Consider the following 25,313-nt stretch of genomic DNA (forward strand, 5'->3'; position numbering starts at 1 on the left):
CCAAAAGGTTTATTGTGGCCAGGCTGCGCCGGATTCCCCCGCTGTTGTCCGGCTTGCAGCCCAACCCGGCGCTAGGCTGAAATCATGGAGGTCAAGAGCGGCGAAGCGGAGCGGGACGCCACCGGCGCCGCCGTGATCCTGCGGATCCTGCGGGTCAGCCTGCACGTGGGGTTTGCTGTGCTGCTGCTCGTCGCGCTAGTCCGGCTGCTGTCCGGCGGGATCAACGGCCCGGCGTGGCTGCACGTCGGCCTGGCCCTGTGCCTTGCCGGCGTCTACCTCGCCGGCACGGTCCTGGAGAAGCGCCACTCCGCCCGGCCGGTCCGCTTCAACCCCGGGCCGCTGTCCGCCTGGTGGCTGGGAGCGGTGTGCCTGCTCTGGCTGCTGCTCATCTGGGGCAGCCCCGACTTCGTCTGGCTGGCCTTCCCGCTCTTCTTCCTGCAGCTGCACGTGCTTCGCCGGGGTCCGGCGCTGGCCGCCGTAGCGGCCAGCACCGTGCTGGTGGTCGCCGCCCTGTGGTTCCACAACGGCGGCCCGGCCGGGAGCCCGCTGCAGCTGCCCATTGTGCTCGGGCCACTCTTTGGCGCGGCCTTCGCCGTGGTCACAGGCCTGGCCTACCGCGCGCTGTACTTCGAAGCCGAGAATCAACGGCTGGCCGCCGAGGAACTCCGCCGCACCCGCGCCGAACTGGCCCGCAGCCAGCACGACGCCGGAACCCTGGCCGAGCGGACCCGGCTGGCCCGCGAAATCCACGACACCCTGGCCCAGGGCTTTTCCAGCATTGTGCTGATGGGACGGTCCGCCGAGCAGGCGCTGGAAGCCGGCGACACCGCGATGGCCCGCGACCGGCTTAGGACCGTCCAGGACACCGCCGCCGCCAACCTGGCCGAGGCCCGCAACTTTGTCCGCGGCCTGCAGTCGCCCGACCTGGAACAAAGCTCGCTGGTGGACAGCCTGCGCCGGCTGTGCACCCAGACCGAAACGGAGGCGGGCGCCCGCGGCGCGGCACTGCGCTGCCGCCTCGAGGTCGAGGGAACCCCGGCGGAGCTCCCCAACCCCTACCGGACCACCCTGCTGCGGGCAGCCCAGTCCAGTCTCGCCAACGTGTGGACCCATGCGAACGCCGGCACCGCCGTCGTGACCCTGTCCTACCTCGGCTCGGAGGTAGCCATGGACATCTTTGACGACGGCGCCGGCTTTGATCCCTCCGCGGTGCCGGAGAGGACCGACGGATCCGGCTACGGGCTGGCGTCGCTGCGGGACCGGGTGGCGGCGCTGGCCGGAACCCTGGATGTTGAGTCCGCCCCGGGTGAGGGCACCGTGGTGGCCATCCGGCTGCCCCTCGAGGGGGAACCATCACCGGCGGCTCCGGCCGGCGCCCCCGCGAAGGGGGAACAGTGAAAGAAATCCGCGTCCTGCTCGTCGACGACCACCCCGTGGTCCGGGCCGGCCTGCGGGCCATGCTCACCGGGTTCGAGGGCATCGCCGTCGCCGCGGAGGCCGCCGACGGCGCCGCCGCCCTGGCCGCGCTGTCGCGGCTCAACACCCTGGGCGAGCCGGTGGACGTTGTGCTTATGGACCTGCAGATGGGCGCCGGCATGGACGGGGTCACGGCGACCGGCAGGATCAAGGCCGGCGAGGCCGGGACGCCGGCGCCGCCCGTGCTGATTCTCACAACGTTCGACTCCGACGCGGACATCCTTGCCGCGGTGGAGGCCGGCGCCAGCGGCTACATGCTCAAGGATGCGCCGCCGGAGCAGATCCGCCAGGCGGTGCTGGCCGCCGCCGCCGGCCAGACCGCCCTGGCCCCGGAAGTCGCCGCACGGCTGCTGGGCCGGATCCGGAACCCCGAGCCGGCCTTGTCTTCCCGGGAGATCCAGCTGCTGGAGCTGCTTGCCACCGGCCTGGGGAACCGTGCCATCGCCCGGCAGTTGTTCATTTCCGAGGCGACGGTAAAGACACACCTGGTGCACATCTACAGGAAGCTCGGTGTGGACAACCGCACGGCCGCCATCGCCGTGGCGACACAGCGGCGGATCATCCGGCGGGGCTAGGCGGACTTCATGACACCCGGAATGTCCCGGGCACAGGGCATAATGACGCGAATGGGGAAAATTCAGAAGCTTGCACTGGGCCTGGTAGGCCTCCTTCTTGGCGCCTCGCTGGTGGCCTGCGACGACGGCCGGACCGGCGCGCAGGACGCCGCGAAAGCGCTCGCGTCCGCGGTGGCCGCGCTCGACGTCGGCGCCGTCCCCTTCGAAGGCAAGGACTCCGGGGCGGCGAACGAGAGGCTCCACGAGATCTTCAAGGGGCTGGACCCGGTCAAGCCGGCGGTCCAGAGCGGCGACCTCAAGCTGGACTCCGGCACCGCGACCGTGCCCCTGGAGTACAGCTGGAAGATCGGCGCCGCCGAATGGAAGTACACGGTCACCGCCCAGCTGAAGAAATCGGGCGACAAATGGCTCACCGCGTGGAGCCCCGGGCTGCTGGTGCCCGGACTGGCCGACACTGAAATCCTTGGCACCTCGACCGAGGCGCCGCAACGTGCCGAAATCCTGGGTGCGGCCGACGCCAAGCTGGTCACCTACCGCCCCGTGGTCCACGTCGGCATCGACAAGCCCCGGCTGGGTTCGGCCGATCCCGCCGCCTCCGCGGCCAAACTCGCCCAGCTGGTGGGCGCCGATCCCGCCGCCTACACCCAGCAGGTCCAGGCCGCCGGCGCCGAGGCGTTTGTCACCGCGATCACCCTCCGCCAGGACGGCCGGACTATCACCGACGAGCAGATCGCCGCGGTGCCTGGCGCCCGCGCCATCGCCGATTCACTCCCCCTCGCTCCCTCCCGCACCTTTGCCCGCGCGCTGCTGGGCAGCGTGGGCGAGGCCAACGCCGAACAGATCGAGAAATCCGGCGGTGCGCTCAAGGCCGGGGACAGCACGGGCACCGGCGGCCTGCAGCAGCAATATGATGCCCAGTTGCGCGGCACCGACGGCGTTCAGGTCTTTGCGCAGACCGCTGGACTCACCGCGGAACAACGCCAGGCCCAGCTCAACGGCGGCCGCCGAATCTTCTTCCAGGAACCGATGAAACCCGGAACCCCGCTGAAGACCACCCTGGACCCCAAACTGCAGCAGCTGGCCGAGGACATCCTGGCCAAGGTGGGACCGGCGTCGGCCATCGTGGCGCTCAGGCCCTCCAGCGGCGCGGTGCTGGCCGCCGCGTCGGGTCCGGGCAGCAACGGCTACGACACGGCCATGCTCGGCCAGTATGCCCCCGGATCCATCTTCAAGATTGTCGATTCACTGGCCATGTTCCGCACCGGCATGACCCAGGACAGCAAGGTGGACTGCCCCGCCACCCTCACGGTGGACGGCCGGACGTTCAAGAACGCCGAAGGGTACCCGGCCTCCTCGCTGGGCTCAGTTGCCCTGCGGGACGCCTTCGCGCACTCCTGCAACACCGCCTTCATCAACGCACGCGAACAAATCAGCCAGGCCCAGCTGGAATCCGCGGCCACGTCCCTGGGCGTCGCCGTGGAGGCACCCTCGCTGGGCGCCGCGGCCTTCCTGGGCTCCGTCCCCGGTCAAGCCGACGGCACCGAACACGCTGCCTCGATGATCGGCCAGGGCAAGGTGCTGATGTCCCCGCTCACAGCGGCCATCATGGCAGGCTCCGTGGCCAAGGGGGCCCCCGTGGCCCCGGTGCTGGTCCTGAACCCGAACGCGGCCGCCGCGGGAAGCCCCGCGCCTTCGGCCGGCGCCACCGCCGAGCCCTCGACGTCGGCCCCCGCCCCGGCAAAGTCCGCCGGCACCCCGGTGACGGCCGCCGAAGCCGCCTCCCTGGCGGACATGATGCGCGCCGTGGTGACCTCGGGCCACGCGGGCTTCCTGGCTTCGGTGCCCGGCGCGCCCGTGGGCGCCAAGACCGGGACCGCGGAATTCGGCAAGGACAACCCGCCCAAGACCCATGCCTGGATCGTGGCCGTGCACGGGGACCTGGCGGTGGCGGTGTTCGTCGAGGACGGCGGCCTCGGCGCCACCACGTCCGGGCCCCTGCTCAAGGAGTTCCTCACCGCCGCCGGCTGACGCACGCGTTTGCGGCCCGGAGCTGAGGTTCTCCCGCACCCGCCGTGGGAGGATTGCTGTGTGGCTCATATTGACGTTTCCGGCATCGACTACTTCCTCTCCGACGGCACCCAGTTGCTCAACGGGGTGACGTTCAAGGTCCCGGACGGCACCAAAACGGCGCTGATCGGGCCCAACGGGACGGGCAAAACCACCCTGTTCCGGATCATCGCCGGGGACCTGGTCCCGGACGAAGGCGTGATCGGCCGCTCCGGGAACATGGGCATCATGCGCCAGTTCGTCGGCCAGGTCCGGGACGAATCGACCGTCCGCGACCTGCTGGTTTCCGCCGCGCCGCCCGCGCTGGCGTCCGCCGCGCGCGCCGTCGACGAGGCGGAACTGGCCATGGTGGAGCACGACGACGAGCCCACCCAGATGGCCTACGCCCAGGCCATCGTCGACTGGGGCGACGCCGGCGGGTACGACGTCGAAACCGTCTGGGACGAAGTCTGCATGGCGGCGCTCGGCCTGCCCTTCGACCGCGCCCAGCACCGGCCGGCGTCGAGCCTCTCCGGCGGCGAGCAGAAGCGTCTGGTCCTCGAGGCGCTGTTCGCCGGCCCCGACGAACTGCTGCTCCTCGACGAGCCGGACAACTATCTCGACGTCCCCGGCAAGCGCTGGCTCGAGGCGAAACTCAACGAGTCGAAGAAGACCGTGTTCTTCATCAGCCACGACCGCGAGCTACTGAACAACGTCGCGGGCCGCATCGTGACGCTGGAACCGGGCATCAACGGCGCCGGCGCGTGGATCCACGGCGGCGGCTTCGGTTCCTACGTGGACGCCCGCGCGGACCGCAACGCCCGCTTCGAGGAGCTCCGCAAGCGCTGGGACGAGGAGCACGTGAAGCTCAAGGAACTCGTCAACATGTACAAAAACAAGGCCGCGTTCCGCTCCGACATGGCCAACCGCTACCACGCCGCGCAGACCCGGCTGGCGAAATTCCTCGAAGCCGGCCCGCCCGAGGCGCTGCCGATCGAACAGAACGTCACCATGCGGCTCAAGGGCGGCCGCACCGCCAAGCGCGCCATTGTGGCGGAGAAGCTGGAGCTCACCGGGCTGATGAAGCCGTTCTCCACGGAAGTCTGGTTCGGCGACCGGGTGGGCGTGCTCGGCTCCAACGGTTCCGGCAAGAGCCACTTCCTGCGGCTGCTCGCCACCGGCGGCACCGACCCGGAGCGGGAGCACCTGCCGGTGTCCGACGTCGAGATTGCCGAGGTCCCGCACGAGGGCGCCGTGAAACTCGGCGCCCGGATCCGGCCCGGCTTCTTCGCCCAGACGCACGTCCGGCCCGACCTGCTGGGCAAGACCCTGCTGGAGATCCTGCACCGCGGCGACGAACACCGCTCCGGGCTCGGCCGCGAGGCCGCCGCCGGGGCCCTGGACGGCTACGGCCTGGCCTCCCAGTCGGAGCAGAAGTACGAATCCCTCTCCGGCGGCCAGCAGGCCCGGTTCCAGATCCTGCTGCTGCAGCTTTCCGGCGCCACCCTGCTGCTGCTCGACGAGCCCACGGACAACCTGGACCTGCACTCGGCCGAGGCGCTGGAACGGGCCATCGACCACTTCGAGGGAACCGTCCTGGCCGTCACCCACGACCGCTGGTTCGCCCGCACCTTCGACCGCTTCCTGGTCTTCGGTTCGGACGGCAAGGTCTACGAATCGGCCGAGCCGGTCTGGGACGAAAAGCGCGTCGAGCGTGTCCGTTGAGCAGCACCACATCCGGCGGAAGCAGTGAACCCATGAGCAGAACCGCCAGCGCCACGGAACTGAAGGCCGCCGCCGCGGCGACCTTCCTGGTCTTTGGCATCAACGGACTGGTCTTCGCCAGCTGGGCGGCCCGGATCCCCGCGGTGACCGAGATCCTCCAGATCAGTTCGGGGCAGATGGGCACCCTGCTGCTGTGCGTCGCGGTCGGCTCGCTGATCGCCCTGCCGACGGCCGGCTGGGTGGTCGGCCGGATCGGCACGGGCAACACGGTCCGCGCGGCCGGCATCCTGGCAGCGGCCGCGGGCGTCGGCATCGCGGTGTCCCTCAATTCCAGTTCCATTGCCGGAACCGCCGTGTCACTCTTCTTCTTCGGCATTGGCATCGGCCTCTGGGACGTCTCGCAGAACATTGAGGGCGCCGACGTCGAACACCGGCTGGGCCGGACCATCATGCCGCAGTTCCACGCCGCGTTCAGCGGCGGCGCCTTTGTGGGTGCACTGGTCGGCGCCCCGGTACTTCCTGCCACACGTCCCGGCAACCGTTCCGGCCGAGGGAGAGGCCAAGCCTCCCCGCGCTGGGTCGGCGTGGCGGGACGGCCGCACCCTGCTGATCGGCGCCGTCGTCCTCGGCGCCACCCTGACCGAAGGCGCCGGCAACGACTGGATCGCCAAGGCCGCCGTGGACGGGCTGGGAGCCGAACAGTCCACCGGAGCCCTGCTGTTCGCGGTCTTTGTGCTGGCGATGACCGCGATGCGCTTCTTCGGCGGACGGGCGATCGACGTGTACGGCCGGGTGGCGGTGCTGCGGGCCAGCATGGCCGCCGCAGCCGCCGGACTGGGATTCTTCGTTTTTGCCGGCAACATCTGGCTTGCCACCGCCGGTGCTGCCCTGTGGGGCGTCGGTGCCGCCCTTGCCTTCCCGATGGGGATGTCCGCCGCCGCGGACGACCCGAGGCACGCTGCCGCCCGGGTGTCGGTGGTTTCCACGATCGGATACGTCGCGTTCCTGGCGGGGCCGCCGCTGCTGGGCTACCTCGGCGACCTGACCGGGATCCGGCTGGCGCTGCTCGCTATCGGGGTGCCGATTCTGGGGGCGCTGCTGCTCGCCGGCGCCGCGAGGCCCTTGCGCGCCAGCTAAGCAGCCGGCGTGCGTCGGCATTCTCCCGGATGCAGCTCCCCTGCCAGCCGAGCCAGAGCAGCAGCACCACCGGTACCGCGAGGCACAGGGCGCCAACCGTGTCCGTCAGCCAGTGCGCCGACAGGTAAGTCCTGCTGATCATCATGGCCACGGTTCCAGCCCCGGCCGCCAGCCACACCCAGGCCTTCGCCATCAGCAGGGCCAGCACCAGGACAAAGGCCGCCGTGGTGGCGACGTGCCCGGACGGGAAGGACCCCGTATCGGTCAGGACCACCGTGTTCTGCGGCCGTTCGCGCAGCAGGGCGGCCTTGAGCAACTGGGTCGCCACGAGCACGGCCACCCCGGCCGCAGCGCTGAAGACGGCTGCCCGCGGCCGCCTGCGGGCCAGGAGGGCCACCACTAGCAGCCCGTGGAGCACCAGCACGCCGCGGTAGCCGGCGATATTCAGGAAGGCGTTGGTGCCGTCCCAGAACGGGCTGCGCAGGCCCGTAATGAATCCGGCCCAGGCGAGGTCGAGGCCCAGGAATGGGGGCCTGGCAACGTCGGCGAGCAGCATCCCGCCCAGCACGGCCGTGACGGTCAGCATCGCGGCACTGGCCGCCAGGAGGCGGCCCGTGGGCGCACGCCGGGGATCCAGCACTCGGGTCATCGCCTCATCCTAGCGGCGCTCGGCAGTAGGCTGGGGAAATGCGAAGCATGCTGAGAAAAGCCCCGGGCCGGCTCGAGACCCTGGACCGGAAACTGGTCCGGGCCGTGTCCGGGCTGCCCGGCGGGGGCCACGACGATTTTTTCCGGCGGCTCTCCTCCGCCGCCAACAACGGCAAGCTTTGGTTCGGGATCGCGGCCGTGATGGCACTCTTTCCCGGCAGGACCCGGCGGGCGGCCCTGCACGGCGTGCTGGCGCAAGGTGTGGCCTCCGCGGTCACCAACCTCGTGTTCAAAACACTCCTGCCGCGCGCCCGCCCGCTGCCTGAGCACCTCCCGGTCTTCCGCTTCGTCCACCCTCAGCCGAAGAGTTCCTCCATGCCCTCGGGGCACTCCGCCTCGGCCGCGGCCTTCGCCCTTGGGGTGGGACTGGTCCGGCCCGCGCTGGGCGCCGCCGTGGCGCCGGTGGCCGCCGGGGTGGCGTACTCCCGCGTCCACACCGGGGCGCACTGGCCCTCGGATGTCTTCTTCGGTTCCGCGATCGGGGCGGGCGCGGCGCTCGTGACGCGGAAGTGGTGGCCTGTGCGGCCACCGTTCCCCGCGGTCCAGCGCACCCCCGTGCCGGCCCCGGCGCTGCCCGACGGCGAGGGGCTCGGCATCGCCGTCAACACCCTGGGCGGCTCATACGCCGAGGAAACGGTGGACGCCCTGCAAGAAGTATTCCCTAAGGCGTATATAAAGGAGATCAGTCCCAACGAGGACGTGGCGGAAGAGATCGAGGCGGTCGCGACCCGGCCCGGCGTCGTTGCCCTCGGCGTCTGGGGCGGAGACGGGACCGTGGGCAGCGCCGCCGCGGCGGCCGTTGAACACTCCGTCCCGCTCCTGGTGCTGCCCGGCGGTACGCTGAACCACTTTGCCCGCGACGCCGGCACCCCCACCCTGCAGATCGCGGTCGACGCCGCCGCCAATGGGGAGGCGGCGCGGGCCGACATCGGCCACGTGGCGGTGGAACGGGGGTTGCCGAAGAACCCCGAAAAGCTTGAGATCACCATGCTGAACACTGCCAGCATCGGCCTCTACCCCAACCTCGTGCGGCGGCGGGAGCAGCTCCAGCCGGCGTTGGGGAAGCCGCTGGCCGGCGTCGTCGCCATGTTCCGGACCTTCGCTGCGGGCACCCCCACCACCCTGGTTGTGGACGGTGTGCGGCACAAGCTCTGGATCCTCTACGTGGGGCGGGGACGCTACTACCCGCGCGACCATGCGCCGCTGGTCCGGCCGGTGCTCGACGACGGCGTGCTGGACCTGCGCATGATCACCGCGGACGAATCGTTCGCCCGCCTGCGCCTGCTGTGGGCCGTGCTGACCGGCACGGTGGCGACGTCGCGGATCACCCATCTGCGCGAAGCCAGCCGGATCCGGGTGGAACCGGCCGACTCGACCATGGTGCTGGCGGTGGACGGCGAAGTCATGCCCGCGGTCCGGGCCGTGGAGTTCTCGGTCAAGCACGGCGGGCTGGTCTACTACACCCCGCAGGTGAACGACTGACCGGGTGCCGTCCCTAGGAGCCGACCCTGATTCGCCCCTGAAACAACCCTGAGAACGGCGAATTCGCGGCCCGGCCTCGGTAGCGTGGTGCGTACACAACCACACGCTACGCAAAGGAACGCTTCCATGATCGAAGCACGAGGCCTGACGAAGGTGTACGGCGAAAAAACCGCCGTCGCCGGAGTCGATTTCACTGTCGAGGCCGGCCGGGTCACCGGTTTCCTGGGCCCCAACGGCGCTGGCAAGTCCACCACCATGCGGATGATCATGGGACTGGACCGGCCGACGTCGGGTTCCGTGACCGTCAACGGAGTGCCCTTCAACCGGCACCACGCGCCGCTGCGCGACGTCGGCGCCCTGCTGGACGCCAAGGCGGTCCACACCAGCCGCTCGGCGTACAACCACCTGCTGGCCATGGCCGCCACGCACAGCATCCCCAAAAAGCGCGTGCACGACGTCATCGAAATGACCGGGCTGGCCGAGGTGGCCAGGAAAAAAGTCGGCGGTTTCTCGCTCGGCATGGGCCAGCGGCTGGGGATCGCCGCGGCGCTGCTCGGGGACCCGCAGACCGTCATCCTGGACGAGCCCGTCAACGGACTCGACCCGGAAGGCGTGGTCTGGGTCCGCGACCTGGTCAAATACCTGGCCTCCGAGGGCCGCACCGTGTTCCTCTCCAGCCACCTGATGAGCGAAATGGCCGTCACCGCGGACCACCTGATTGTGATCGGCCGCGGCAGGATCATCGCCGACGCACCGATCCAGGAGATCGTCAACGGGACGGGGCACAACCGCACCCGGGTCCGCACCGACCAGCCGGACCAGCTGGTGCGCCTCCTGGCCGGAACCGGCGTCTCCGTGGAGGTCCAGGACAACGAACTCCTGGAGGTCACGGGGCTGGAGCCGCGCCGCATCGCCCGCACCGCGCTCGAGAACCAGGTCATGATCTACGAACTCACCCCGCTCCAGGCCAGCCTTGAGGAGGCCTACATGGAGCTGACCAAGGATGAGGTCGAATACCACTCGCTGATCACCACGGGCGCCAGCGCCCCCGCCCAGGCCGGAGGCCACTAAGCCATGAGCTCGACCACACTCGAACCCACCCCGTCCCGCCGCGGGGCGCACTCCGGCGCTGCGAACCAGGCCGGCAACCGGGCCGGCGAGGGCCTCAGCACCGGCCCGGGCCCCAGTTTCTTGCGGGTGCTCAACTCCGAAGTCATCAAGTTCCGCACACTGCTGTCCACCCTGATCCTGCTGGGCGCGACCGTCGTCGTCATTGTGGGCGTCGGCGCCCTGGCGGCCTGGGGAATCGGCCAGGCCCTGCAGGCCTCCGGCGACAACCCGCGGCGCTCCGCCGCATTGGCCGCCCAGGGCGACATAGCCGCCGCGGCGCCCAGCGCGGGCATCTCTTTTGCGCAACTGATCCTCGGTTCGCTGGCCGTGCTGATCATCAGTTCTGAATTCACCACGGGAATGGCCCGGTCAACGTTTATGGCCGTGCCCAAGCGGCTTCCGGCCTTCGTTGCCAAGCTCCTCGTCGTCACCGTGGCCGCCTTCCTTGTCACCGCCCTCTCGCTCTACCTCGCCGGCCTGGCGGCGGTACCGATCCTCGACCAGTACGGCCACACCCTCGACGTCTCCAGCGGCCAGTACTACCGGACCCTGCTGATCAACAGCGCCTACGTGGCCGCCGTCGCTGCTATTGGCCTGGCCCTGGGCGCACTGCTGCGCAACTCCGCCGGCGGCATCATGAGCCTTGTGGGCATCTTCTTCGTGCTCCCGATTGCGCTGCAGATCATCCAGGGCGACTTCGTCAAGGAACTGCGCAAGTTCATCCCGGACAACACGCTGGCCCCGATGACTGCCGCCGAGCACCTCCCGGACACCCTCGAAGCCTGGCAGGCGGCCCTCGTGTTGGGCGCGTGGGTGGTGATCCCGTTGGTGCTGGCCGGGTTCCTGCTCAAGAAGCGGGACGTCTAGCCGCATTGGCCCGGTCCGGGCAGGCCGCTGCCGGCTTGGCCGCGGCCTGCCCGGCCCTCCAACGGGCAGGCCCGGCAGTGGTTTCCGGCACATTTCAAAATTGCCTGTGAGGCATCAGACTTTGCCCCTCACGCCCTCCCACTGGAGATCCGCCCCAAAACGGGCGGCGTAATCTGTGGGCTTGCACAGAACACCGCCATTCCATTGCCGTCTAGGGTGAAACGACACTGTGGTCCACCGCACATCCGTCCCGGGCATCGCCTGGCGCGGGGCACGGACCGACACCACCCACGAAGGACGGCGCTTCATGCAGGCTGACCAGCAACTCTCCAAATCCCTGAAACCCCGGCATCTGTCCATGATCGCCATCGCCGGCGTCATCGGTGCCGGGCTCTTCGTCGGCTCCGGCGCCGCGATCCAGCAGGCCGGCCCCGGCATCCTTGTCGCCTACCTTGCCGCCGGTCTCGTCGTCATCCTGGTCATGCGGATGCTCGGCGAAATGGCAGCGGCGAACCCGGAAACCGGGTCCTTCTCGACCTACGCGGACAAGGCCCTGGGCCGCTGGGCCGGTTTCAGCATCGGCTGGCTCTATGCCTGGTTCTGGATCATCGTGCTCGGCATCGAGGCCACGGCGGGGGCGGCCATCATGCACCGTTGGGTCCCCGGCATCGACCAGTGGGTCTGGGCGTTGATCCTTATGGTGCTCCTGACCCTGACCAACCTCGGTTCGGTGAAGTCCTACGGGGAGTTCGAGTTCTGGTTCGCCTCCATCAAGGTCGCCGCCATTGTGCTGTTCCTGCTCTTCGGCGCCGCCGCCATCCTCGGCCTGATCCCCGGCGTTCCGGCCCCGGGCCTGGACAACCTGACCGGCAAGGGCGGCTTTATGCCGAACGGACCCGGCGCCGTACTGGCCGGCATCCTGGTGGTCGTCTTCTCCTTCTTCGGCGCCGAAATCGCCACCATCGCCGCCGGCGAATCCGAGAACCCGGTCGACGCCGTCAAAAAGGCCGTCAAGTCCACGGTCTGGCGCATCCTGGTCTTCTACATCGGCTCGATCGCCATCGTGGTGACCCTGCTGCCGTGGAACTCGGCTTCCGTGGCGAAGAGCCCCTACGTCGCCGTGATCGAACTCTTCGGCATCCCCGGCGCCGGAACCATCATGGACATCGTGGTGCTGACCTCCGTGCTCTCCTGCCTCAACTCGGGCCTCTACACCGCCAGCCGCATGCTCTTCTCGCTCTCCCGCCGAGGCGACGCGCCGCGGTCCTGGATGCGAATTTCCAAGCGCGGCGTACCGGCCGGGGCCGTGCTCGCCTCCACCGTGGTCGGCTTTATCACCGTGGGCCTGAACTACATCGCCCCGGACACCGTCTTCCTGTTCCTGGTCAACACCTCGGGTGCCATTGCCTTGTTTGTCTGGCTGGTCATTTCCGTTTCCCAGCTGATCCTGCGCCGCCGGATGGGCGCCGCAGCTCAGGAACTGGAGCTGAAGATGTGGCTTTTCCCGTACCTGACCTGGGTTGCGGTCATCAGCATCGTCGCCCTGCTGGTGGGCATGGTGGTGCTCGAGTCCACCCGGGAATCGCTGCTGCTCTCCCTCGCCCTGGCCGCCGTCGTGGTCGGAATCGGACTGTGGCGCTACCGCAAGCACGGCGCTGCCACTGAGGAGCGGACGGGCCAGCCCGCCGCCGAGGCCCCCAGTGAGCAAGCCGCCGCCGGCGTCGGCCCGGCGTCGTAGCTTTCCCCGACGTGCCCCGCCACCGGACATGCTCAACGCCGGCGGTCACCGATGGACATATTGCCCATATGCCCATCGGTGGACGCCGCGGGAGGGCATGTCCGGTGGTCTGCGGCCACAGGGCGGCCACAGCAGCGCCCTAGCCACGGCACAGCCCGGCGCGGTTGCATGGGGGCATGGACACCTCTACCCCGCCCCCGCACACACCGCACCCCAACCATGACCGCGGCCTGGAATTCGACCTCGGCACGCTGATGAGCCGCCGCTCGCTGGGCATGTTCCTTGGCGCCGGCACCGCCGCGGCCCTCGCTGCCTGCACCCCGGGCGGCTCCTCCTCCGGAGCCACCCCGTCCGCCGCCGCAACGAGCGCTGCCGCCACGACGGCGGGTCCGACGACGGCGGCCACCGCCTCTGCCTCCCCCACCCTGACCCGCGCCATCGCCGAATGCGGCGTCCAAATCCCGCAGGAAACGGCCGGGCCGTTCCCCGGCGACGGCTCCAACGGACCCAACGCTCTGGCCGCATCCGGGGTGGTCCGGAAGGACATCACCGCCAGCTTCGGGACCTCCTCCACCAAGGCCGCCGGCGTGCCGCTGACCGTGACGCTCACCCTGCTCGACAACGCCCAGGGCTGCGCCCCGCTGGCCGGAGCCGCCGTCTACGCCTGGCATTGCGACAAGGACGGGAAGTACTCGATGTACGACGCCGGGCTGAAGAACGAGAATTACCTCCGCGGCGTCCAGGAGGCGGACACGAACGGGCAGGTCACCTTCACCACCATCTTCCCGGGCGCCTACAGCGGACGCTGGCCGCACATCCACTTCGAAGTCTTCGAATCCATGGGCAACGCCACCTCCGCCGGGCAGATCCTCGCCGTCTCGCAAATCGCCCTGACCGATGCCGCCTGCAGGGACGTCTATGCCTCGGCCGGCTACGAGTCCAGTGCCCGCAACTTCCCGCGGACCACACTCAAGTCGGACAACGTGTTCGGCAACGACGGCGGGATCTACCAGCTGGCGACGATGGCCGGTTCGGCCGCCGGCGGGTACACCGCAGGACTCAACGTCACCGTGTAGCGGCGGCGCTAGACTCGGAGCCATGCCTTCTTCCAGCACTGCCGCAGACCACATCCTGGACCTCGGCGCGTACGTCAGCGCGTCGCCGTCGAGCTTCCACGCCGTCCACGAGGCCGCCCGGCGGCTGGATGCGGCGGGGTTCACCGGCCTCGACGAGTTGCAGCCGTGGGACGGCAGCGGCGGCAGTGCCGGCGCCGGCAAGTTCTACGTGATCCGCGACGGCGCCCTCATCGCCTGGGTGACGCCGCAGGGTGCCGGACCCGCCACCGGCTTCAACATCCTCGGCGCGCACACCGACTCTCCCTCCTTCAAGCTGAAGCCCAAGGCCACCACCGGCAAGTTCGGCTGGCTGCAGGCCGGCGTCGAGGTCTACGGCGGCCCGCTGCTGAACTCCTGGCTGGACCGCGAACTGCAGCTCGCCGGGCGGCTGGTCATGCTGGACGGCACCGAGCACCTGACCGCCACCGGGCCGCTGCTGCGCTTCCCCCAGCTGGCCATCCACCTGGACCGCGCCGTGAACGAGGGCCTGGCCCTGGACAAGCAGCAGCACATGAACCCGGTCTTCGGCCTCGGCGACCCCGCCGGCGCGGACCTCCTGGGCCTGCTCGCGGACCGGGTTGCCGGCGCCGACGTCGACACGGCGCAGATCGGCGGCTACGACATCGTCATCGCCGACACCCAGGCCCCGGCCGTGTTCGGCGCCCGCGGCGAGTTCTTCGCCTCCGGCCGGCTGGACAACCTCTCCGCCACGCACGCCGGGCTTGCCGCCCTCATCGCGCACGCCTCCGCCCCGGTGCCGCCGGAGGGCCCGATCGCCGTGCTTGCCGCGTTCGACCACGAGGAAATCGGCTCCGCCTCCCGCTCCGGTGCCTGCGGGCCCGTCCTCGAAGACATCCTGGTCCGCATCTCCGACGGGCTCGGTGCCACCGCGAGCCAGCGCCGGCAGGCGTTCGCGGCGTCGTTCTGCGTCTCCGCCGACGCCGGGCACGCCGTGCACCCCAACTACCCCGAGCGCCACGATCCGGCCAACCGGCCCGTCCTGAACGCCGGGCCGCTGCTGAAGATCAACGCCAACCAGCGCTACGCCACGGACGCGGCCGGTGCGGCGCTCTGGGCCGGGCTCTGCGCCGGCGCCGGAATCCCGTACCAGGAGTTCGTCTCCAACAACGTGATGCCCTGCGGCTCGACGATCGGCCCGCTCACCGCCACCCGGCTAGGGATCCGGACGGTCGACGTCGGCGTGCCACTGCTGTCGATGCACTCGGCCCGCGAGCTGTGCGGCGTCGAGGACCCGCACCGGCTCGCTGCCGTGACCGAACTGTTCTTCCGTACCGCGGCCCGTCCGGCCCCCGCGGCGTCCTAGGAGCCGGCGAGGCCGATCACGAGGTTGATGGTGGCGGCCAGGATGACGGTGCCGAACAGGTAGGACAGCAGGCTGTGCTTGAGGGCCTCGGCGCGGATCGCGTGGTTTTTCAGGGCCGTGTCAGACACCTGGTAGGTCATCCCAAGGCTGGTGGCGAGGTAGGCGAAGTCGGTGTACTGCGGCGGTTCGTCCTGGTTGAAGTCGATGCCGCCCACCGCGGCCCCCGCCTTGGGCGCGGTGCTGTAGTAGAGCCCGGCGTACCGGACGGTGAAAAGCGTCTGCACCAGCATCCAGGCCAGCGCGACGGACGCGAGGGCCAGCAGGCCCCCGCCAAGCCGCGATCCGCCGTCGTTGCTGCTGTGCGAATCGAGCACGACGGCGGCCACGGCCGCGAGGCTGGCGACGTTGGCGGCCAGGATCATCAGGTCCGTGACGCTGCGGGATGGATCCTCCGAGGTCGCGTGGGCCTCGGTGCCGGCGGCGTCCAGCGGGCCTATCACGATCCATACCCAGACCACATAGGTAAGCGCGGCGCTGCTCCAGCCCACCGCCGGGGCCTCCACCCAGCGCCCGGCGAGCCCCGACGTGCCGGCAGCAAGCAGCCCGGCCAGCACCATCACGGCGAAGCGCAGCCGGCTGCGGTGGATCGTCGTTGCCGTTGAACGGGAGGGCGAACCAGTACTCATGCCCCGATCATGGCACACGCGCCCGGGGGGTTATCCACATGCCGGGCGGGGCGCTTCCGCCGCGGGCGCGGCGGGGCTTACGGTGGCGGAATAAGAAATCGCCGAAACCCGCCCGGATGCACTAAGCTATTGAAGTCTGTGCTGCGCCCTGCCTCCGTTCCGGGGGCGATGTGCCGCACCGGTACCGCAAATGAACCTCCTGTTACGGAAATGCCGTAACCGCTTAGCCCAAAGGAGGTGGGTTCACATATGCGTCCTTACGAATTGATGGTAATCATCGACCCCGAGGTCGAAGAGCGTACCGTTGAGCCGTCGCTTCAGAAGTTCCTGAACGTCATCACCAACGATGGTGGAACCATCGAAAAGGTTGACATCTGGGGCCGTCGTCGACTGGCTTACGAAATCCAGAAGAAGTCCGAAGGTATCTACGCCGTGGTGAACTTCACCGCTGAGCCGGCTACCGCCAAGGAACTTGACCGCCAGCTGAGTCTCAATGAGACCATCATGCGCACCAAGATCACCCGCCCCGAAGAGCAGAAGGTTGTTGCTGAGTAATCAGCTCCACCCCTCAATCTTTAACCCCGCAGGAACGAACAAGGAGGCAGTAGATGGCAGGCGAAACCACTATTACGGTCATCGGTAATCTCACCAATGACCCCGAACTGAGGTTCACACCGTCCGGTTCGGCAGTAGCGAACTTCACCATCGCGTCTACTCCGCGCACCTTCGACCGCCAGTCCAATGAGTGGAAGGACGGGGAAACCCTGTTCCTCCGCGCGTCGGTATGGCGCGAAGCAGCCGAAAACGTCGCCGAGTCCCTCACCAAGGGCATGCGCGTGATCGTTTCCGGCCGCCTGAAGAGCCGTTCCTACGAAACCAAGGAAGGCGAGAAGCGCACCGTTATCGAGCTTGAGGTCGACGAAATCGGCCCCAGCCTGCGCTACGCCAACGCCAAGGTCAACCGCACCCAGCGCTCCGGCGGTCAGGGTGGCCAGGGCGGCTTCGGCGGCGGCAACAGCGGCGGTTTCGGTGGCAACTCTGGTGGAAACCAGGGCGGCGGCAACTCCGGCGGAAGCTGGGGCGGCAACCAGCCCGCGCAGCAGGATGATCCCTGGGCCACGCCCGGGGTCAGCAATGCAGGCGGCGGCTGGGGCAACGGCCCGGATTCCGAACCTCCCTTCTAAACAACATCTAAGGTCCGACGTCGGGACCCGCGACGCTGCCGCATGGCAGCGGCGCGACGACCGCCGCGGACCACCACCATCCCGTGGATCAATATCCACGGGCTCCCTAGAATAGGAGCTCCACGATGGCTAAGGCTGAACTCCGTAAGCCCAAACCAAAGTCCAACCCCTTGAAGGCCGCTGACATCACTGTCATCGACTACAAGGACGTAGCATTGCTGCGCAAGTTCATCTCCGACCGCGGAAAGATCCGCGCCCGTCGCGTCACTGGCGTCACGGTGCAGGAACAGCGCAAGATCGCCCAGGCAATCAAGAACGCCCGCGAAGTTGCTCTGCTGCCTTACTCCGGCGCTGGCCGCGGCTAAGGAAGGGATTAACTAACATGGCAAAGCTCATTCTGACCCACGAAGTAACCGGTCTCGGCGCTGCTGGCGACGTTGTCGAGGTCAAGGACGGTTACGCACGTAACTACCTGCTGCCCCGCAACTTCGCCCTGACCTGGTCCAAGGGTGGCGAGAAGCAGGTTGAGTCCATCAAGGCTGCCCGTGCCGCCCGCGAGCACGCTTCCCTGGAAGACGCTCAGAAGCAGGCCGCTGCACTGCAGGCCAAGCCGGTCAAGCTCGTTGTCAAGGCTGGCGAGACCGGACGCCTGTTCGGCACCGTCAAGCAGGGCGACGTGGCCGACGCTGTTGAGGCCGCTGGCCTTGGCCGCATCGACAAGCGCAAGGTTGAACTGCCGGCTCACATCAAGTCGACCGGTTCTTACCAGGCCAACGTCCGTCTCCACGACGACGTTTCCGCTGTGATCGAGCTCGACGTAGTCACAGGCAAGTAGTCTCTTTGACTGACTGAACTGCTGGAAGGCCCCCGCTTCCGGATTCCCTTGGGAACCGGACGCGGGGGCCTTCTGCTTTAACGCCATCGCGGAGTCAGCCGTGGTGCAGCTCCGTGGTGACGTGCCGGTAGCCGAGCCGGATCAGTTCCGCCAGCACGGCGTCGTCGACGTCGTCCAGCTTGTTGATGTACAGGCAGCCGGCGCCGGTCTTGTGCTTGCCCAGGGCGCCGAGCAGTTCGGCGGCCTGCGGCCCGTACGTGAGGCCGTAGAGCGACAGGCCGGATTTCCTGGGGGAGAACCCGACGGCAGCGGCGTCGCCCTCCCTGCCGCTGGCGTACTTGTAGTGGTAGCGGCCGAAGCCCACTATCGTCGGACCCCACATTTGCGCCGGTTCCCCCGTGATGTCGGACATCAGCGCCAGCAGTCGTAAGCCGTCGCTGCGCCGCACCGGGTGTTCGACGGCGGCGAGGAACTCCTCCACGGACGCGCCGGTTGCCTGGGTCTTGTTTTCTGCCATGCGGGCAGTCTCGCAGATGCGGTCCGTTGCTGTCAGCCGCGCCCTCCGCCCCAGCCGCCGCCGGTGGTAGCCTGCTGCGGTGAACGCCATGCCTGCAGCGCCCCGTCTCCGCCCCTTCGCCCAGGTGGATGTGTTCACCGACGTGCCCTACCGGGGCAACCCGCTGGCCGTCGTCGTCGACGCTGAGGGCCTCGACGGCGGGACCATGCAGCAGTTCGCCAACTGGACCAACCTTTCCGAGACCACCTTCCTGCTCCCGCCGACGCATCCGGAGGCCGACTACCGGGTCCGGATCTTCACGGGCACCGAGGAATTTCCCTTTGCCGGCCACCCCACCCTGGGCTCGGCGCACGCGTGGCTCGAAGCCGGCGGCGTCCCCGGCCGGGACGGCATCCTGGTCCAGGAATGCGCGGCCGGGCTGGTCAGGGTAAAGCGCGACGGCGGCCGGCTGGCCTTCGCGGCCCCGCCGCTGACCTGCTCGGGTGCCGTGGCGGAGGAGGACCTGGTCCGTATCGCCGCCGGGCTCGGGTTGCCCCGGGAAGCGCTGCTGGACGCCTCGTGGCTGGTCAACGGCCCGCAATGGATCGGCGTGCTGCTCGAGTCCGCCGAACAGGTGCTGGCCATCAGGCCGGACTACGCCGCGATGGAGGGGCTCAAGGTGGGGGTGATCGGCCCGCACCCGGGAGGATCCGCCGTCGACTTCGAGGTGCGGACGTTTATTCCCGGGGACGCGGCCGCGGAGGACCCCGTCACCGGCAGCTTCAACGCCGGGGCCGCGCAGTGGCTGATCCGCAGCGGACGCGCCCCCGAGTCGTACCTCGCGGCGCAGGGAACGGTGCTGGGCCGGGCCGGCCGGGTCCACGTCGACGCGCTGGGTGACGACATCTGGATCGGGGGCAGCTCGGTCAGCTGCATCGAGGGGTTCGTCCTGCTCTGACCGGGCCCGGGGACGGGAATAAACGGGTGATGCCGCCGCTTCTATAGGTAGATGCAAACGCATGTAATAGCGTTGCTGAACTGGATTCGAACTAGGAGCACACCGTGGAAACCCGCCGTATCACCGTTCTCTCCGCCGGTCTTGGCGTCCCCTCGTCGTCCCGCCTGCTGGCGGACCAGCTGGCGGCCGCGGCCGAACGCCAACTAACCGGCGCGGGCTATGCCGTAACGGTCGACGTCGTCGAACTGCGGGACCTCGCGGTCGAGATCGCCAACAACTTTGTAACCGGCTACGCCGCACCGCGCCTCGCCGAGGTGATTGCCGGCGTTGAGGCCTCCGACGGCATCATCGCCGTCAGCCCGGTCTTCAGCGCCTCCTACAGCGGTCTGTTCAAGTCATTCATCGACGTGCTGGACCCGAAGTCCCTGGACGGCAAGGCGGTGCTGCTGGGCGCCACCGGCGGCACCGACCGGCACCAGATGGTGCTGGACTACGCCATGCGCCCGCTGTTCAGCTACCTGCGCACCCGGACCGCTGCCACCGGCGTCTTCGCCGGCCCCCAGGACTGGGGAACCACGGGCGAGGGCGGATCGCCGCTTTCGGTGCGGATCGACCGCGCCGCAGGGGAGTTCGCCGCCCTGCTCGACGGCGCCCAGCCGCGGCCGCGCCAGGCTGCGTTGGAGTCCTTGCCGTTCGAACAGCTCCTCGCGGGGATCTCCGGCGGCAACTAGCGCGGCTCCCGGCGGGCGGCCCGCCTGACCGGGCGGGGCTGAACTTATTCGGCGCCCGGTTCGTTGTGCGGGACATGAAATGTCCTGTGGATTCCGTAGACCTGGTAATGAGCGAACGAAGCGGCGTGGAGATTGACTACTGCCCGCAGTGCCGCGGCGTGTGGCTGGACCGCGGCGAGCTCGACAAGATCATCGACCGCGCGGCGGAGGGCCTGGCCCCGGCCGCCCCGGCCGCCCCCGCCCCGGCGCCGACCCCGCCGGGACACATTCCGCCGCCGCCCTACAACCTGGACCCGCGCCGGGATGACCGCCGCCCGGACGACCGGCGCTTCGACGACCGGCGCCACGATGAGCGCCGCGACCGGCCACGGTATGACCAGCCGCGCTACGACGACCGCCGCCGGCCCAAGAAAAAGGAAGGCTGGCTCGGGGACCTGTTCGACTTCTAGGCGCGGCCCGTCGCCGCGCCGGTCATTCCTCGAGCAGGGCGATGAACTCGCGCGCCTGCTTGAGGGTGATGTCCGAGTGCCGGGTCAGCGCGGCCGCCGCACCCTCGGTGTCGCCGCTCCTGGCCAGCGTGCGGATGCGGCCGTAGATCTCGTCGTTGAGCATGTTGCTGCTGACCTCGCGGGTGACTTCGCCCTTGCTGGCGATTGCGCGGTACCGGTAGGGGAAGCGCTGCGGCGCGTCCTCGTCGTCGTCGTGCGCGGGCTGCCGGGGCGCCTCGCGGGGCCGGTACGGCTGCGGGTGTGCGGCCAGGGCCCCCACCGCGTCCCGGGAGGCGCGCAGGCCCTCCCCGGTGGCTTCCAGGTAGAGCTTGATGGCCGCCATGGCCTGGCCCTGGGCAATCAGGGCGTACAGCCGGCGGTGCTGTTCCTGGTCCAGCTTGGCCGCGGCGGTGCGGGCGAGTTCCGCCGAATTGCGGATGGGCTTCGGGGACTCGTCCGGCCGGGCGGCCGGGCGGCGGCGCCCCAGGGCGCGCGCGGCCAATACGACGGCGACGCCCGCGAGCACGAGGATCAGGAGGGGGACGAGCAGGGCTTCCATGGACTACAGCCGATCTATGTAATTCTTGGCGGTTAAGAGGTCTGAGTGGGTGGCCTGGCGCAACAGCTTGATCGCCTGCAGTTTGTGCCCGGAGCGGGCAAGGGACTGCAGCTGAAGGGTGAACTGGGGGCTGAGCTGGCCGCCGGGCAGCACGGCCCCACCCAGAGCCGCGCGGGCGTGCTCCTGCTGCTGCGAATGCTGCTGTTCGTTCTGGCTCGGACGGGTTGAAGCGTCCACGCGGGCCCGCGCGGCCAGGGCCGCCTTAACCTGGGCCTCGTAGTGGGCGCGGGAACGCACCGCCAGTTCGAGCTGGTAGCGCTCGGCGTCGGAGATGCCGAGGTTGCGCGGTTTCAGTGCCGCGGCCACTGCCCACGGGATGCCCGCGAGGATGAGGGCAGGCAGTATGACTATCAAGACGTCGCCCATGGCCACAGCTTATGCCAGTTGGCAGTTATCCACAGTACATTCCGGGTTTCGCATACACGCCGCCGCCCGGGACTTCAATGAGGCCGCAAATCGGTGACGTGCATCACAAAATTCGCATATTTGGGCTGTTGTGTGGCCCGGCCTCGCGGGTGCTATCCCCAGCCGCCGCGGTGCGGGCTGTGGATGAAGGGGTGGCAAATTTCTTTTTCGTCCACAAGGGAAAAGTGGTATTTCCGCAGGTCAGTGGCCTATAGAGCGGCAAACAATTCTTCTATCCACAGTTGTTCCCACAGGCTGTGCACAAGCAGGGGCCACTAGTCCACAACTTATCCACAGGAGAGCCGGGAAGCCGGGTTGGAGCCTGCCCGATCGGGGGCTAACGTTGCGGGTGTCCGGCCGCGGGGTACCGGCCTCCGGTCCCGCCGCGCGGCCCGGCCCCACCGGTGGAACCGTCCGGCGAGACCTGGCCGGCGCCGGTCCTGCGGGGCAGCACAGACTGTCGGTGCGTGCTGATACGAATTAACCGGCGGGTGCCTGCAGGCGCGTGGCACCTTTTGCCGGAACCCAGGCACCACAACACATGGCTTATCCGCCGGCAGGGAACGCGACCCCGCCGGAACACAATGAAGGACGGCAGTTTTGTCAGTTACGCATCTGGACTCGGTCGAGGGCACCCGGGGGGCCGAAGGCAGCCGCAAGCCTCCGCAGGACATCCCGGCGGAGCAGTCCGTGCTGGGCGGCATGATGTTGTCCAAGGATGCCATCGCGGACGTTGTGGAGATCCTGCGCGGCCAGGACTTCTACCGCCCGGCACACGAGACCATCTACGAGGCCATCATCGACCTCTACGGCCGCGGCGAGCCTGCCGACGCCGTCACCGTCTCGGACGAGCTGACCAAGCGGGGCGAAATCAACCGGATCGGCGGCCCGGCCTACCTCCACGAGCTGATCCAGACCGTTCCCACCGCGGCCAACGCCGGCTACTACGCCGAGATCGTGGCCGAACGGGCCGTCCTCCGCCGCCTGGTCAATGCCGGCACCAAAATCGTCCAGCTGGGATACGGCCAGGACGGGGAGGTGGAGGATCTGGTCAACCAGGCCCAGGCCGAGGTCTACGCCGTGGCCGAGCGCCGCACCGCCGAAGACTACGTTGTGCTCAAGGACGTGATGGAATCCACGGTCGATGAGATCGAGGCGTCCGGGCACCGTGGCGAGGGCATGGTGGGCGTCCCCACCGGGTTCTATGAACTCGACGAACTGACCCACGGCCTGCACCCGGGCCAGATGATCGTGATCGCCGCGCGCCCCGCCGTCGGTAAGTCCACCTTCGCGCTGGACTTCGCCCGCTCCGCGGCCATCAAGAACAACCTCGCCACCGTGATGTTCTCCCTGGAAATGGGCCGGAATGAGATCGCCATGCGCCTGCTCTCGGCGGAGGCAACGATCGGCCTGCAGGATCTGCGCAAGGGCACCATCAAGGACGAGCAGTGGTCCAAGATCGCCACCACCATGGGCCGGATGAACGATGCGCCGCTGTTCATCGATGACAGCCCCAACATGTCGCTGATGGAGATCCGGGCCAAGTGCCGCCGGCTGAAGCAGCAGCACGACCTCAAGCTGGTCATCCTCGACTACCTGCAACTGATGAGCTCGGGCAAGAAGGTCGAATCCCGCCAGCAGGAAGTCTCGGAGTTCTCGCGTGCGCTGAAGCTGCTCGCCAAGGAGCTCCAGGTGCCCGTGATCGCGCTGTCACAGCTGAACCGTGGCTCCGAGCAGCGCCAGGACAAGCGCCCCATGGTCTCGGACCTCCGTGAGTCCGGCTCGATCGAGCAGGACGCCGACATGGTCATCCTGCTGCACCGCGAAGACGTCTACGACAAGGAGTCCCCGCGCGCCGGCGAAGCGGACATCCTGATCGCCAAGCACCGTAACGGCCCCACCAAGGACATTGTGGTGGCCTTCCAGGGCCACTACTCCCGGTTCGCGAACATGGCGGGCGACGCCGGCGGCGGCGGAGGCTTCTAGAGCAGGTGGTTGGGCAGCCGGTTTCCGGGCGCCCGGCCCCTGATCTCCAGCAGTTCACGGGCGTGCGCATGCAGCCGCCTGTCCTCCCCGGACACCGGAACCCACTGCGGAATCGGCACGGACGTGCCGCTTTCGTCGCGGGCCACCATCACCGTCAGGCAGTACGTGGTGAGGTTCAGTTCGTGGCCCTTGGGGTCACCGGAACGGACATGGACCGCGATGTGCATGCCCTTCGTCCCGGTGTAGACCAGCCGGGCCTCCACCTCCACGAGGTGGCCGATCAGCAGCGGGCGGTAGAACCGCACGCCGCCGGAGAAGACCGCCACCGTGTCCTTGCCGCAGTAGCGCGAGGCGCAGACGTAGGCGGCCTCGTCGATCCACTTCATCACGATGCCGCCGTGGACCTTGCCGCCCCAGTTCACATCCGTGGGGGCGGCCATAAACCGCAGCGTGACGCGTTCGGCGGTCCCGGCGTCGGTGTATTCCTGCCCGCTCATGGCCTGGACGATGTCCTCACGGACCTTGATCCGCGCCAGGGCGTGGTCGCGCTGCTCGATTTCCGCAGGTGTGGACGGTGCAAACTGCGGGACCGGGATAGGCTTGCCGTCCTCGCCCACCGCCACGAAGATCACCATGCACTGGCTGCGCATGGTGGCCGGGCCGCCCTTGGGGTCGCCGGAGGAGACCACCGTCCGAATGTGCATGGAGGACCGGCCGGTGTAGACGATGGTGGCCGTGACCTCCACCATGTCGCCGCTGTTGACCGGATCCGCAAAGTGGATGTTGCCCACATAGGCGGTCACGCAATAGGACTTCGCCCAGCCGACGGCGGCGGCGTAGGCCGCCTTGTCCACCCACTCCAGCACCGTCCCGGCGTCCACCGAGCCGCTGTGGCCGACGTCCGTGGGGGCGGCGAGGAAGCGCAGGGTGACGGCGTTGGCGGAAGTCTCACTCATGGAAGTGAGTGTACTGACCGGCCGCCTCACCGCCCGCGGCCCGTTGACACATTCGGGGCGCCGGCCGCCACACAGGGCCGCCACACAAGCCCGCCAAAGCCGCCAGACACGACGGCGGGCGGCCACCGTGGGGTGACCGCCCGCCGTCGGACGTACCGGGGGAGCCGCTGCTAGGCCAGGGCGCTGAGCCGGGAGCCGCTGCGGCCGAAGAGGGCCTGGTCCACGGAGACCTTGCCGGCGCCGACGAGGGCCACGGCCAGGGCCGCGGCAGCCAGAATCAGCACCAGTTCGTAGCCGCCCGCGGCGGCGAATATTCCCGCCGGGGCATGTACCAGGAACAGGGCGCCCAGCATGTCGACGGCGAGCAGCACGGCAAAGACGCGGGTCAGCACGCCGAGGATCAGGGCGACGCCGCCGACGAGCTCGAGGGTGGCGATCACCGGAGCGACGAGGTTGGCGGCCGGGACACCCATCTGCGCAAAGGCGGCCTGGGTGCCGGCAATGGTGAATTCGTTGAATTTCTGCCAGCCGTGGGCGGCGAACAGGAAGCCGGTGACGATGCGCAGGATCGTGCGGGCCGTAGTGGTGAGTGTGGGCTGGTTCATGGCATACCGTTCTGGGATCTGAAGGCGGGGGCTGCGCCTTTTACTTGAAGATTCAACTTCT

Annotated in this window: 25 protein-coding genes and 1 pseudogene; 19 read left to right on the top strand and 7 right to left on the bottom strand. The window is 68.8% G+C overall.

The annotated features are described in order from the left end of the window. Window positions 1-84: 84 nt before the first annotated feature. The 5 genes and pseudogenes from ABLI39_RS06880 to ABLI39_RS06900 all read left to right on the top strand — a co-directional run bounded on the left by ABLI39_RS06880 (window position 85) and on the right by ABLI39_RS06900 (window position 6,959). Window positions 85-1,398, top strand: coding sequence for a sensor histidine kinase (locus ABLI39_RS06880; protein WP_349412693.1), 1,314 nt, complete (start codon window positions 85-87; stop codon window positions 1,396-1,398). After that, window positions 1,395-2,051 (top strand): response regulator, encoded by a 657-nt coding sequence (locus ABLI39_RS06885; protein WP_349412694.1) that lies wholly within the window; start codon window positions 1,395-1,397, stop codon window positions 2,049-2,051. Before ABLI39_RS06880 ends, ABLI39_RS06885 begins: the two co-directional genes overlap by 4 nt. Before the next feature lie 51 nt (window positions 2,052-2,102). Continuing rightward, entirely contained in the window at window positions 2,103-4,079 is a 1,977-nt protein-coding gene (locus ABLI39_RS06890) for a penicillin-binding transpeptidase domain-containing protein (protein ID WP_349412695.1), read from the top strand. Window positions 4,080-4,139: 60 nt separating this feature from the next. Then, on the top strand, window positions 4,140-5,822 hold the full coding sequence (locus ABLI39_RS06895) for an ABC-F family ATP-binding cassette domain-containing protein (protein ID WP_349412696.1): 1,683 nt from the start codon (window positions 4,140-4,142) through the stop codon (window positions 5,820-5,822). Window positions 5,823-5,854: 32 nt separating this feature from the next. Further along, window positions 5,855-6,959 (top strand): annotated as a pseudogene (locus tag ABLI39_RS06900) (MFS transporter). Here ABLI39_RS06900 and ABLI39_RS06905 read toward each other — a convergent pair. Next, window positions 6,892-7,608, bottom strand: a complete 717-nt coding sequence (locus ABLI39_RS06905; RefSeq protein WP_349412698.1) for a phosphatase PAP2 family protein — start codon at window positions 7,606-7,608, stop codon at window positions 6,892-6,894. The pseudogene ABLI39_RS06900 and the gene ABLI39_RS06905 sit on opposite strands and share 68 nt — an antisense overlap. A gap of 38 nt (window positions 7,609-7,646) precedes the next feature. Between ABLI39_RS06905 and ABLI39_RS06910 the strand changes: the two genes are divergently transcribed. The 6 genes from ABLI39_RS06910 (at window position 7,647) to ABLI39_RS06935 (ending at window position 15,303) form a co-directional block, all read left to right on the top strand. After that, a complete protein-coding gene (locus ABLI39_RS06910; RefSeq protein WP_349412699.1) occupies window positions 7,647-9,149 on the top strand; it encodes a bifunctional phosphatase PAP2/diacylglycerol kinase family protein in 1,503 nt (500 codons plus the stop codon). Between the two features lie 126 nt (window positions 9,150-9,275). Beyond that, window positions 9,276-10,220: an ABC transporter ATP-binding protein gene (locus tag ABLI39_RS06915; protein ID WP_349412700.1), complete on the top strand. Its 945-nt coding sequence runs from the start codon at window positions 9,276-9,278 to the stop codon at window positions 10,218-10,220. A gap of 3 nt (window positions 10,221-10,223) precedes the next feature. Next, a complete protein-coding gene (locus ABLI39_RS06920; protein ID WP_349412701.1) occupies window positions 10,224-11,126 on the top strand; it encodes an ABC-2 transporter permease in 903 nt (300 codons plus the stop codon). Between the two features lie 307 nt (window positions 11,127-11,433). After that, the gene (locus tag ABLI39_RS06925; RefSeq protein ID WP_349412859.1) at window positions 11,434-12,864 is read left to right on the top strand and encodes an amino acid permease; all 1,431 of its coding nucleotides are present in this window, start codon (window positions 11,434-11,436) and stop codon (window positions 12,862-12,864) included. Window positions 12,865-13,040: 176 nt separating this feature from the next. Further along, window positions 13,041-13,940, top strand: coding sequence for an intradiol ring-cleavage dioxygenase (locus tag ABLI39_RS06930; protein WP_349412702.1), 900 nt, complete (start codon window positions 13,041-13,043; stop codon window positions 13,938-13,940). Window positions 13,941-13,962: 22 nt separating this feature from the next. Continuing rightward, a complete protein-coding gene (locus tag ABLI39_RS06935) occupies window positions 13,963-15,303 on the top strand; it encodes a M18 family aminopeptidase (protein WP_349412703.1) in 1,341 nt (446 codons plus the stop codon). Here ABLI39_RS06935 and ABLI39_RS06940 read toward each other — a convergent pair. Beyond that, on the bottom strand, window positions 15,300-15,989 hold the full coding sequence (locus ABLI39_RS06940; RefSeq protein ID WP_349412704.1) for a DUF1345 domain-containing protein: 690 nt from the start codon (window positions 15,987-15,989) through the stop codon (window positions 15,300-15,302). The genes ABLI39_RS06935 and ABLI39_RS06940 overlap by 4 nt on opposite strands. Before the next feature lie 249 nt (window positions 15,990-16,238). Between ABLI39_RS06940 and rpsF the strand changes: the two genes are divergently transcribed. The 4 genes from rpsF (at window position 16,239) to rplI (ending at window position 18,008) form a co-directional block, all read left to right on the top strand. Beyond that, a complete protein-coding gene (gene rpsF / locus ABLI39_RS06945; protein ID WP_056736825.1) occupies window positions 16,239-16,544 on the top strand; it encodes a 30S ribosomal protein S6 in 306 nt (101 codons plus the stop codon). Window positions 16,545-16,597: 53 nt separating this feature from the next. After that, window positions 16,598-17,173, top strand: coding sequence for a single-stranded DNA-binding protein (locus ABLI39_RS06950; RefSeq protein WP_349412705.1), 576 nt, complete (start codon window positions 16,598-16,600; stop codon window positions 17,171-17,173). A 125-nt stretch (window positions 17,174-17,298) separates the two neighbouring features. Then, complete coding sequence (gene rpsR, locus ABLI39_RS06955; RefSeq protein ID WP_003800144.1) at window positions 17,299-17,538, top strand: 30S ribosomal protein S18; 240 nt, start codon at window positions 17,299-17,301, stop codon at window positions 17,536-17,538. A gap of 17 nt (window positions 17,539-17,555) precedes the next feature. After that, window positions 17,556-18,008: a 50S ribosomal protein L9 gene (gene rplI / locus ABLI39_RS06960; RefSeq protein ID WP_349412706.1), complete on the top strand. Its 453-nt coding sequence runs from the start codon at window positions 17,556-17,558 to the stop codon at window positions 18,006-18,008. 94 nt (window positions 18,009-18,102) lie between these two features. On the opposite strand, the gene ABLI39_RS06965 is transcribed toward rplI, so the two are convergent. Continuing rightward, window positions 18,103-18,525, bottom strand: a complete 423-nt coding sequence (locus ABLI39_RS06965; RefSeq protein WP_349412708.1) for a DUF1801 domain-containing protein — start codon at window positions 18,523-18,525, stop codon at window positions 18,103-18,105. A gap of 88 nt (window positions 18,526-18,613) precedes the next feature. On the opposite strand from ABLI39_RS06965, the gene ABLI39_RS06970 reads away from it, so the two are divergent. The 3 genes from ABLI39_RS06970 to ABLI39_RS06980 all read left to right on the top strand — a co-directional run bounded on the left by ABLI39_RS06970 (window position 18,614) and on the right by ABLI39_RS06980 (window position 20,642). Beyond that, the gene (locus ABLI39_RS06970) at window positions 18,614-19,462 is read left to right on the top strand and encodes a PhzF family phenazine biosynthesis protein (protein ID WP_349412860.1); all 849 of its coding nucleotides are present in this window, start codon (window positions 18,614-18,616) and stop codon (window positions 19,460-19,462) included. Between the two features lie 104 nt (window positions 19,463-19,566). Further along, window positions 19,567-20,193, top strand: a complete 627-nt coding sequence (locus tag ABLI39_RS06975) for an FMN reductase (protein ID WP_349412709.1) — start codon at window positions 19,567-19,569, stop codon at window positions 20,191-20,193. Window positions 20,194-20,267: 74 nt separating this feature from the next. Then, a complete protein-coding gene (locus ABLI39_RS06980; protein ID WP_349412710.1) occupies window positions 20,268-20,642 on the top strand; it encodes a TFIIB-type zinc ribbon-containing protein in 375 nt (124 codons plus the stop codon). 22 nt (window positions 20,643-20,664) lie between these two features. Here ABLI39_RS06980 and ABLI39_RS06985 read toward each other — a convergent pair whose 3' ends face one another. Then, entirely contained in the window at window positions 20,665-21,240 is a 576-nt protein-coding gene (locus ABLI39_RS06985; protein WP_349412711.1) for a hypothetical protein, read from the bottom strand. A 3-nt stretch (window positions 21,241-21,243) separates the two neighbouring features. Further along, complete coding sequence (locus ABLI39_RS06990) at window positions 21,244-21,666, bottom strand: hypothetical protein (RefSeq protein ID WP_349412712.1); 423 nt, start codon at window positions 21,664-21,666, stop codon at window positions 21,244-21,246. A 639-nt stretch (window positions 21,667-22,305) separates the two neighbouring features. On the opposite strand from ABLI39_RS06990, the gene dnaB reads away from it, so the two are divergent. Next, the gene (dnaB, locus tag ABLI39_RS06995; RefSeq protein WP_349412713.1) at window positions 22,306-23,691 is read left to right on the top strand and encodes a replicative DNA helicase; all 1,386 of its coding nucleotides are present in this window, start codon (window positions 22,306-22,308) and stop codon (window positions 23,689-23,691) included. On the opposite strand, the gene ABLI39_RS07000 is transcribed toward dnaB, so the two are convergent. Both ABLI39_RS07000 and ABLI39_RS07005 read right to left on the bottom strand, forming a co-directional pair. After that, window positions 23,688-24,647 carry an acyl-CoA thioesterase gene (locus ABLI39_RS07000; RefSeq protein WP_349412714.1) on the bottom strand — a complete coding sequence of 320 codons (960 nt, stop codon included), beginning with the start codon at window positions 24,645-24,647 and terminating at the stop codon, window positions 23,688-23,690. The genes dnaB and ABLI39_RS07000 overlap by 4 nt on opposite strands. 170 nt (window positions 24,648-24,817) lie before the next feature. Further along, a complete protein-coding gene (locus ABLI39_RS07005; protein ID WP_349412716.1) occupies window positions 24,818-25,252 on the bottom strand; it encodes a DoxX family protein in 435 nt (144 codons plus the stop codon). Window positions 25,253-25,313: the final 61 nt, after the last annotated feature.

Source organism: Pseudarthrobacter sp. B907 (assembly GCF_040137805.1).
GTDB lineage: Bacteria > Actinomycetota > Actinomycetes > Actinomycetales > Micrococcaceae > Arthrobacter.

Bases quoted from the DNA above. Each gene is read 5' to 3' on its own strand.
- ABLI39_RS06940 (WP_349412704.1), bottom strand. From the start codon at position 15,989: ATGAGTACTGGTTCGCCCTCCCGTTCAACGGCAACGACGATCCACCGC.
- ABLI39_RS06880 (WP_349412693.1), top strand. From the start codon at position 85: ATGGAGGTCAAGAGCGGCGAAGCGGAGCGGGACGCCACCGGCGCCGCC.
- ABLI39_RS06965 (WP_349412708.1), bottom strand. From the start codon at position 18,525: ATGGCAGAAAACAAGACCCAGGCAACCGGCGCGTCCGTGGAGGAGTTC.
- ABLI39_RS06970 (WP_349412860.1), top strand. From the start codon at position 18,614: ATGCCTGCAGCGCCCCGTCTCCGCCCCTTCGCCCAGGTGGATGTGTTC.
- ABLI39_RS06985 (WP_349412711.1), bottom strand. From the start codon at position 21,240: ATGGAAGCCCTGCTCGTCCCCCTCCTGATCCTCGTGCTCGCGGGCGTC.
- ABLI39_RS06890 (WP_349412695.1), top strand. From the start codon at position 2,103: ATGGGGAAAATTCAGAAGCTTGCACTGGGCCTGGTAGGCCTCCTTCTT.
- ABLI39_RS06980 (WP_349412710.1), top strand. From the start codon at position 20,268: ATGAAATGTCCTGTGGATTCCGTAGACCTGGTAATGAGCGAACGAAGC.
- ABLI39_RS07005 (WP_349412716.1), bottom strand. From the start codon at position 25,252: ATGAACCAGCCCACACTCACCACTACGGCCCGCACGATCCTGCGCATC.
- rpsF (WP_056736825.1), top strand. From the start codon at position 16,239: ATGCGTCCTTACGAATTGATGGTAATCATCGACCCCGAGGTCGAAGAG.
- ABLI39_RS06920 (WP_349412701.1), top strand. From the start codon at position 10,224: ATGAGCTCGACCACACTCGAACCCACCCCGTCCCGCCGCGGGGCGCAC.
- rpsR (WP_003800144.1), top strand. From the start codon at position 17,299: ATGGCTAAGGCTGAACTCCGTAAGCCCAAACCAAAGTCCAACCCCTTG.
- ABLI39_RS06910 (WP_349412699.1), top strand. From the start codon at position 7,647: ATGCGAAGCATGCTGAGAAAAGCCCCGGGCCGGCTCGAGACCCTGGAC.
- ABLI39_RS07000 (WP_349412714.1), bottom strand. From the start codon at position 24,647: ATGAGTGAGACTTCCGCCAACGCCGTCACCCTGCGCTTCCTCGCCGCC.
- ABLI39_RS06905 (WP_349412698.1), bottom strand. From the start codon at position 7,608: ATGACCCGAGTGCTGGATCCCCGGCGTGCGCCCACGGGCCGCCTCCTG.
- ABLI39_RS06950 (WP_349412705.1), top strand. From the start codon at position 16,598: ATGGCAGGCGAAACCACTATTACGGTCATCGGTAATCTCACCAATGAC.
- ABLI39_RS06915 (WP_349412700.1), top strand. From the start codon at position 9,276: ATGATCGAAGCACGAGGCCTGACGAAGGTGTACGGCGAAAAAACCGCC.
- ABLI39_RS06930 (WP_349412702.1), top strand. From the start codon at position 13,041: ATGGACACCTCTACCCCGCCCCCGCACACACCGCACCCCAACCATGAC.
- ABLI39_RS06935 (WP_349412703.1), top strand. From the start codon at position 13,963: ATGCCTTCTTCCAGCACTGCCGCAGACCACATCCTGGACCTCGGCGCG.
- rplI (WP_349412706.1), top strand. From the start codon at position 17,556: ATGGCAAAGCTCATTCTGACCCACGAAGTAACCGGTCTCGGCGCTGCT.
- ABLI39_RS06925 (WP_349412859.1), top strand. From the start codon at position 11,434: ATGCAGGCTGACCAGCAACTCTCCAAATCCCTGAAACCCCGGCATCTG.
- ABLI39_RS06990 (WP_349412712.1), bottom strand. From the start codon at position 21,666: ATGGGCGACGTCTTGATAGTCATACTGCCTGCCCTCATCCTCGCGGGC.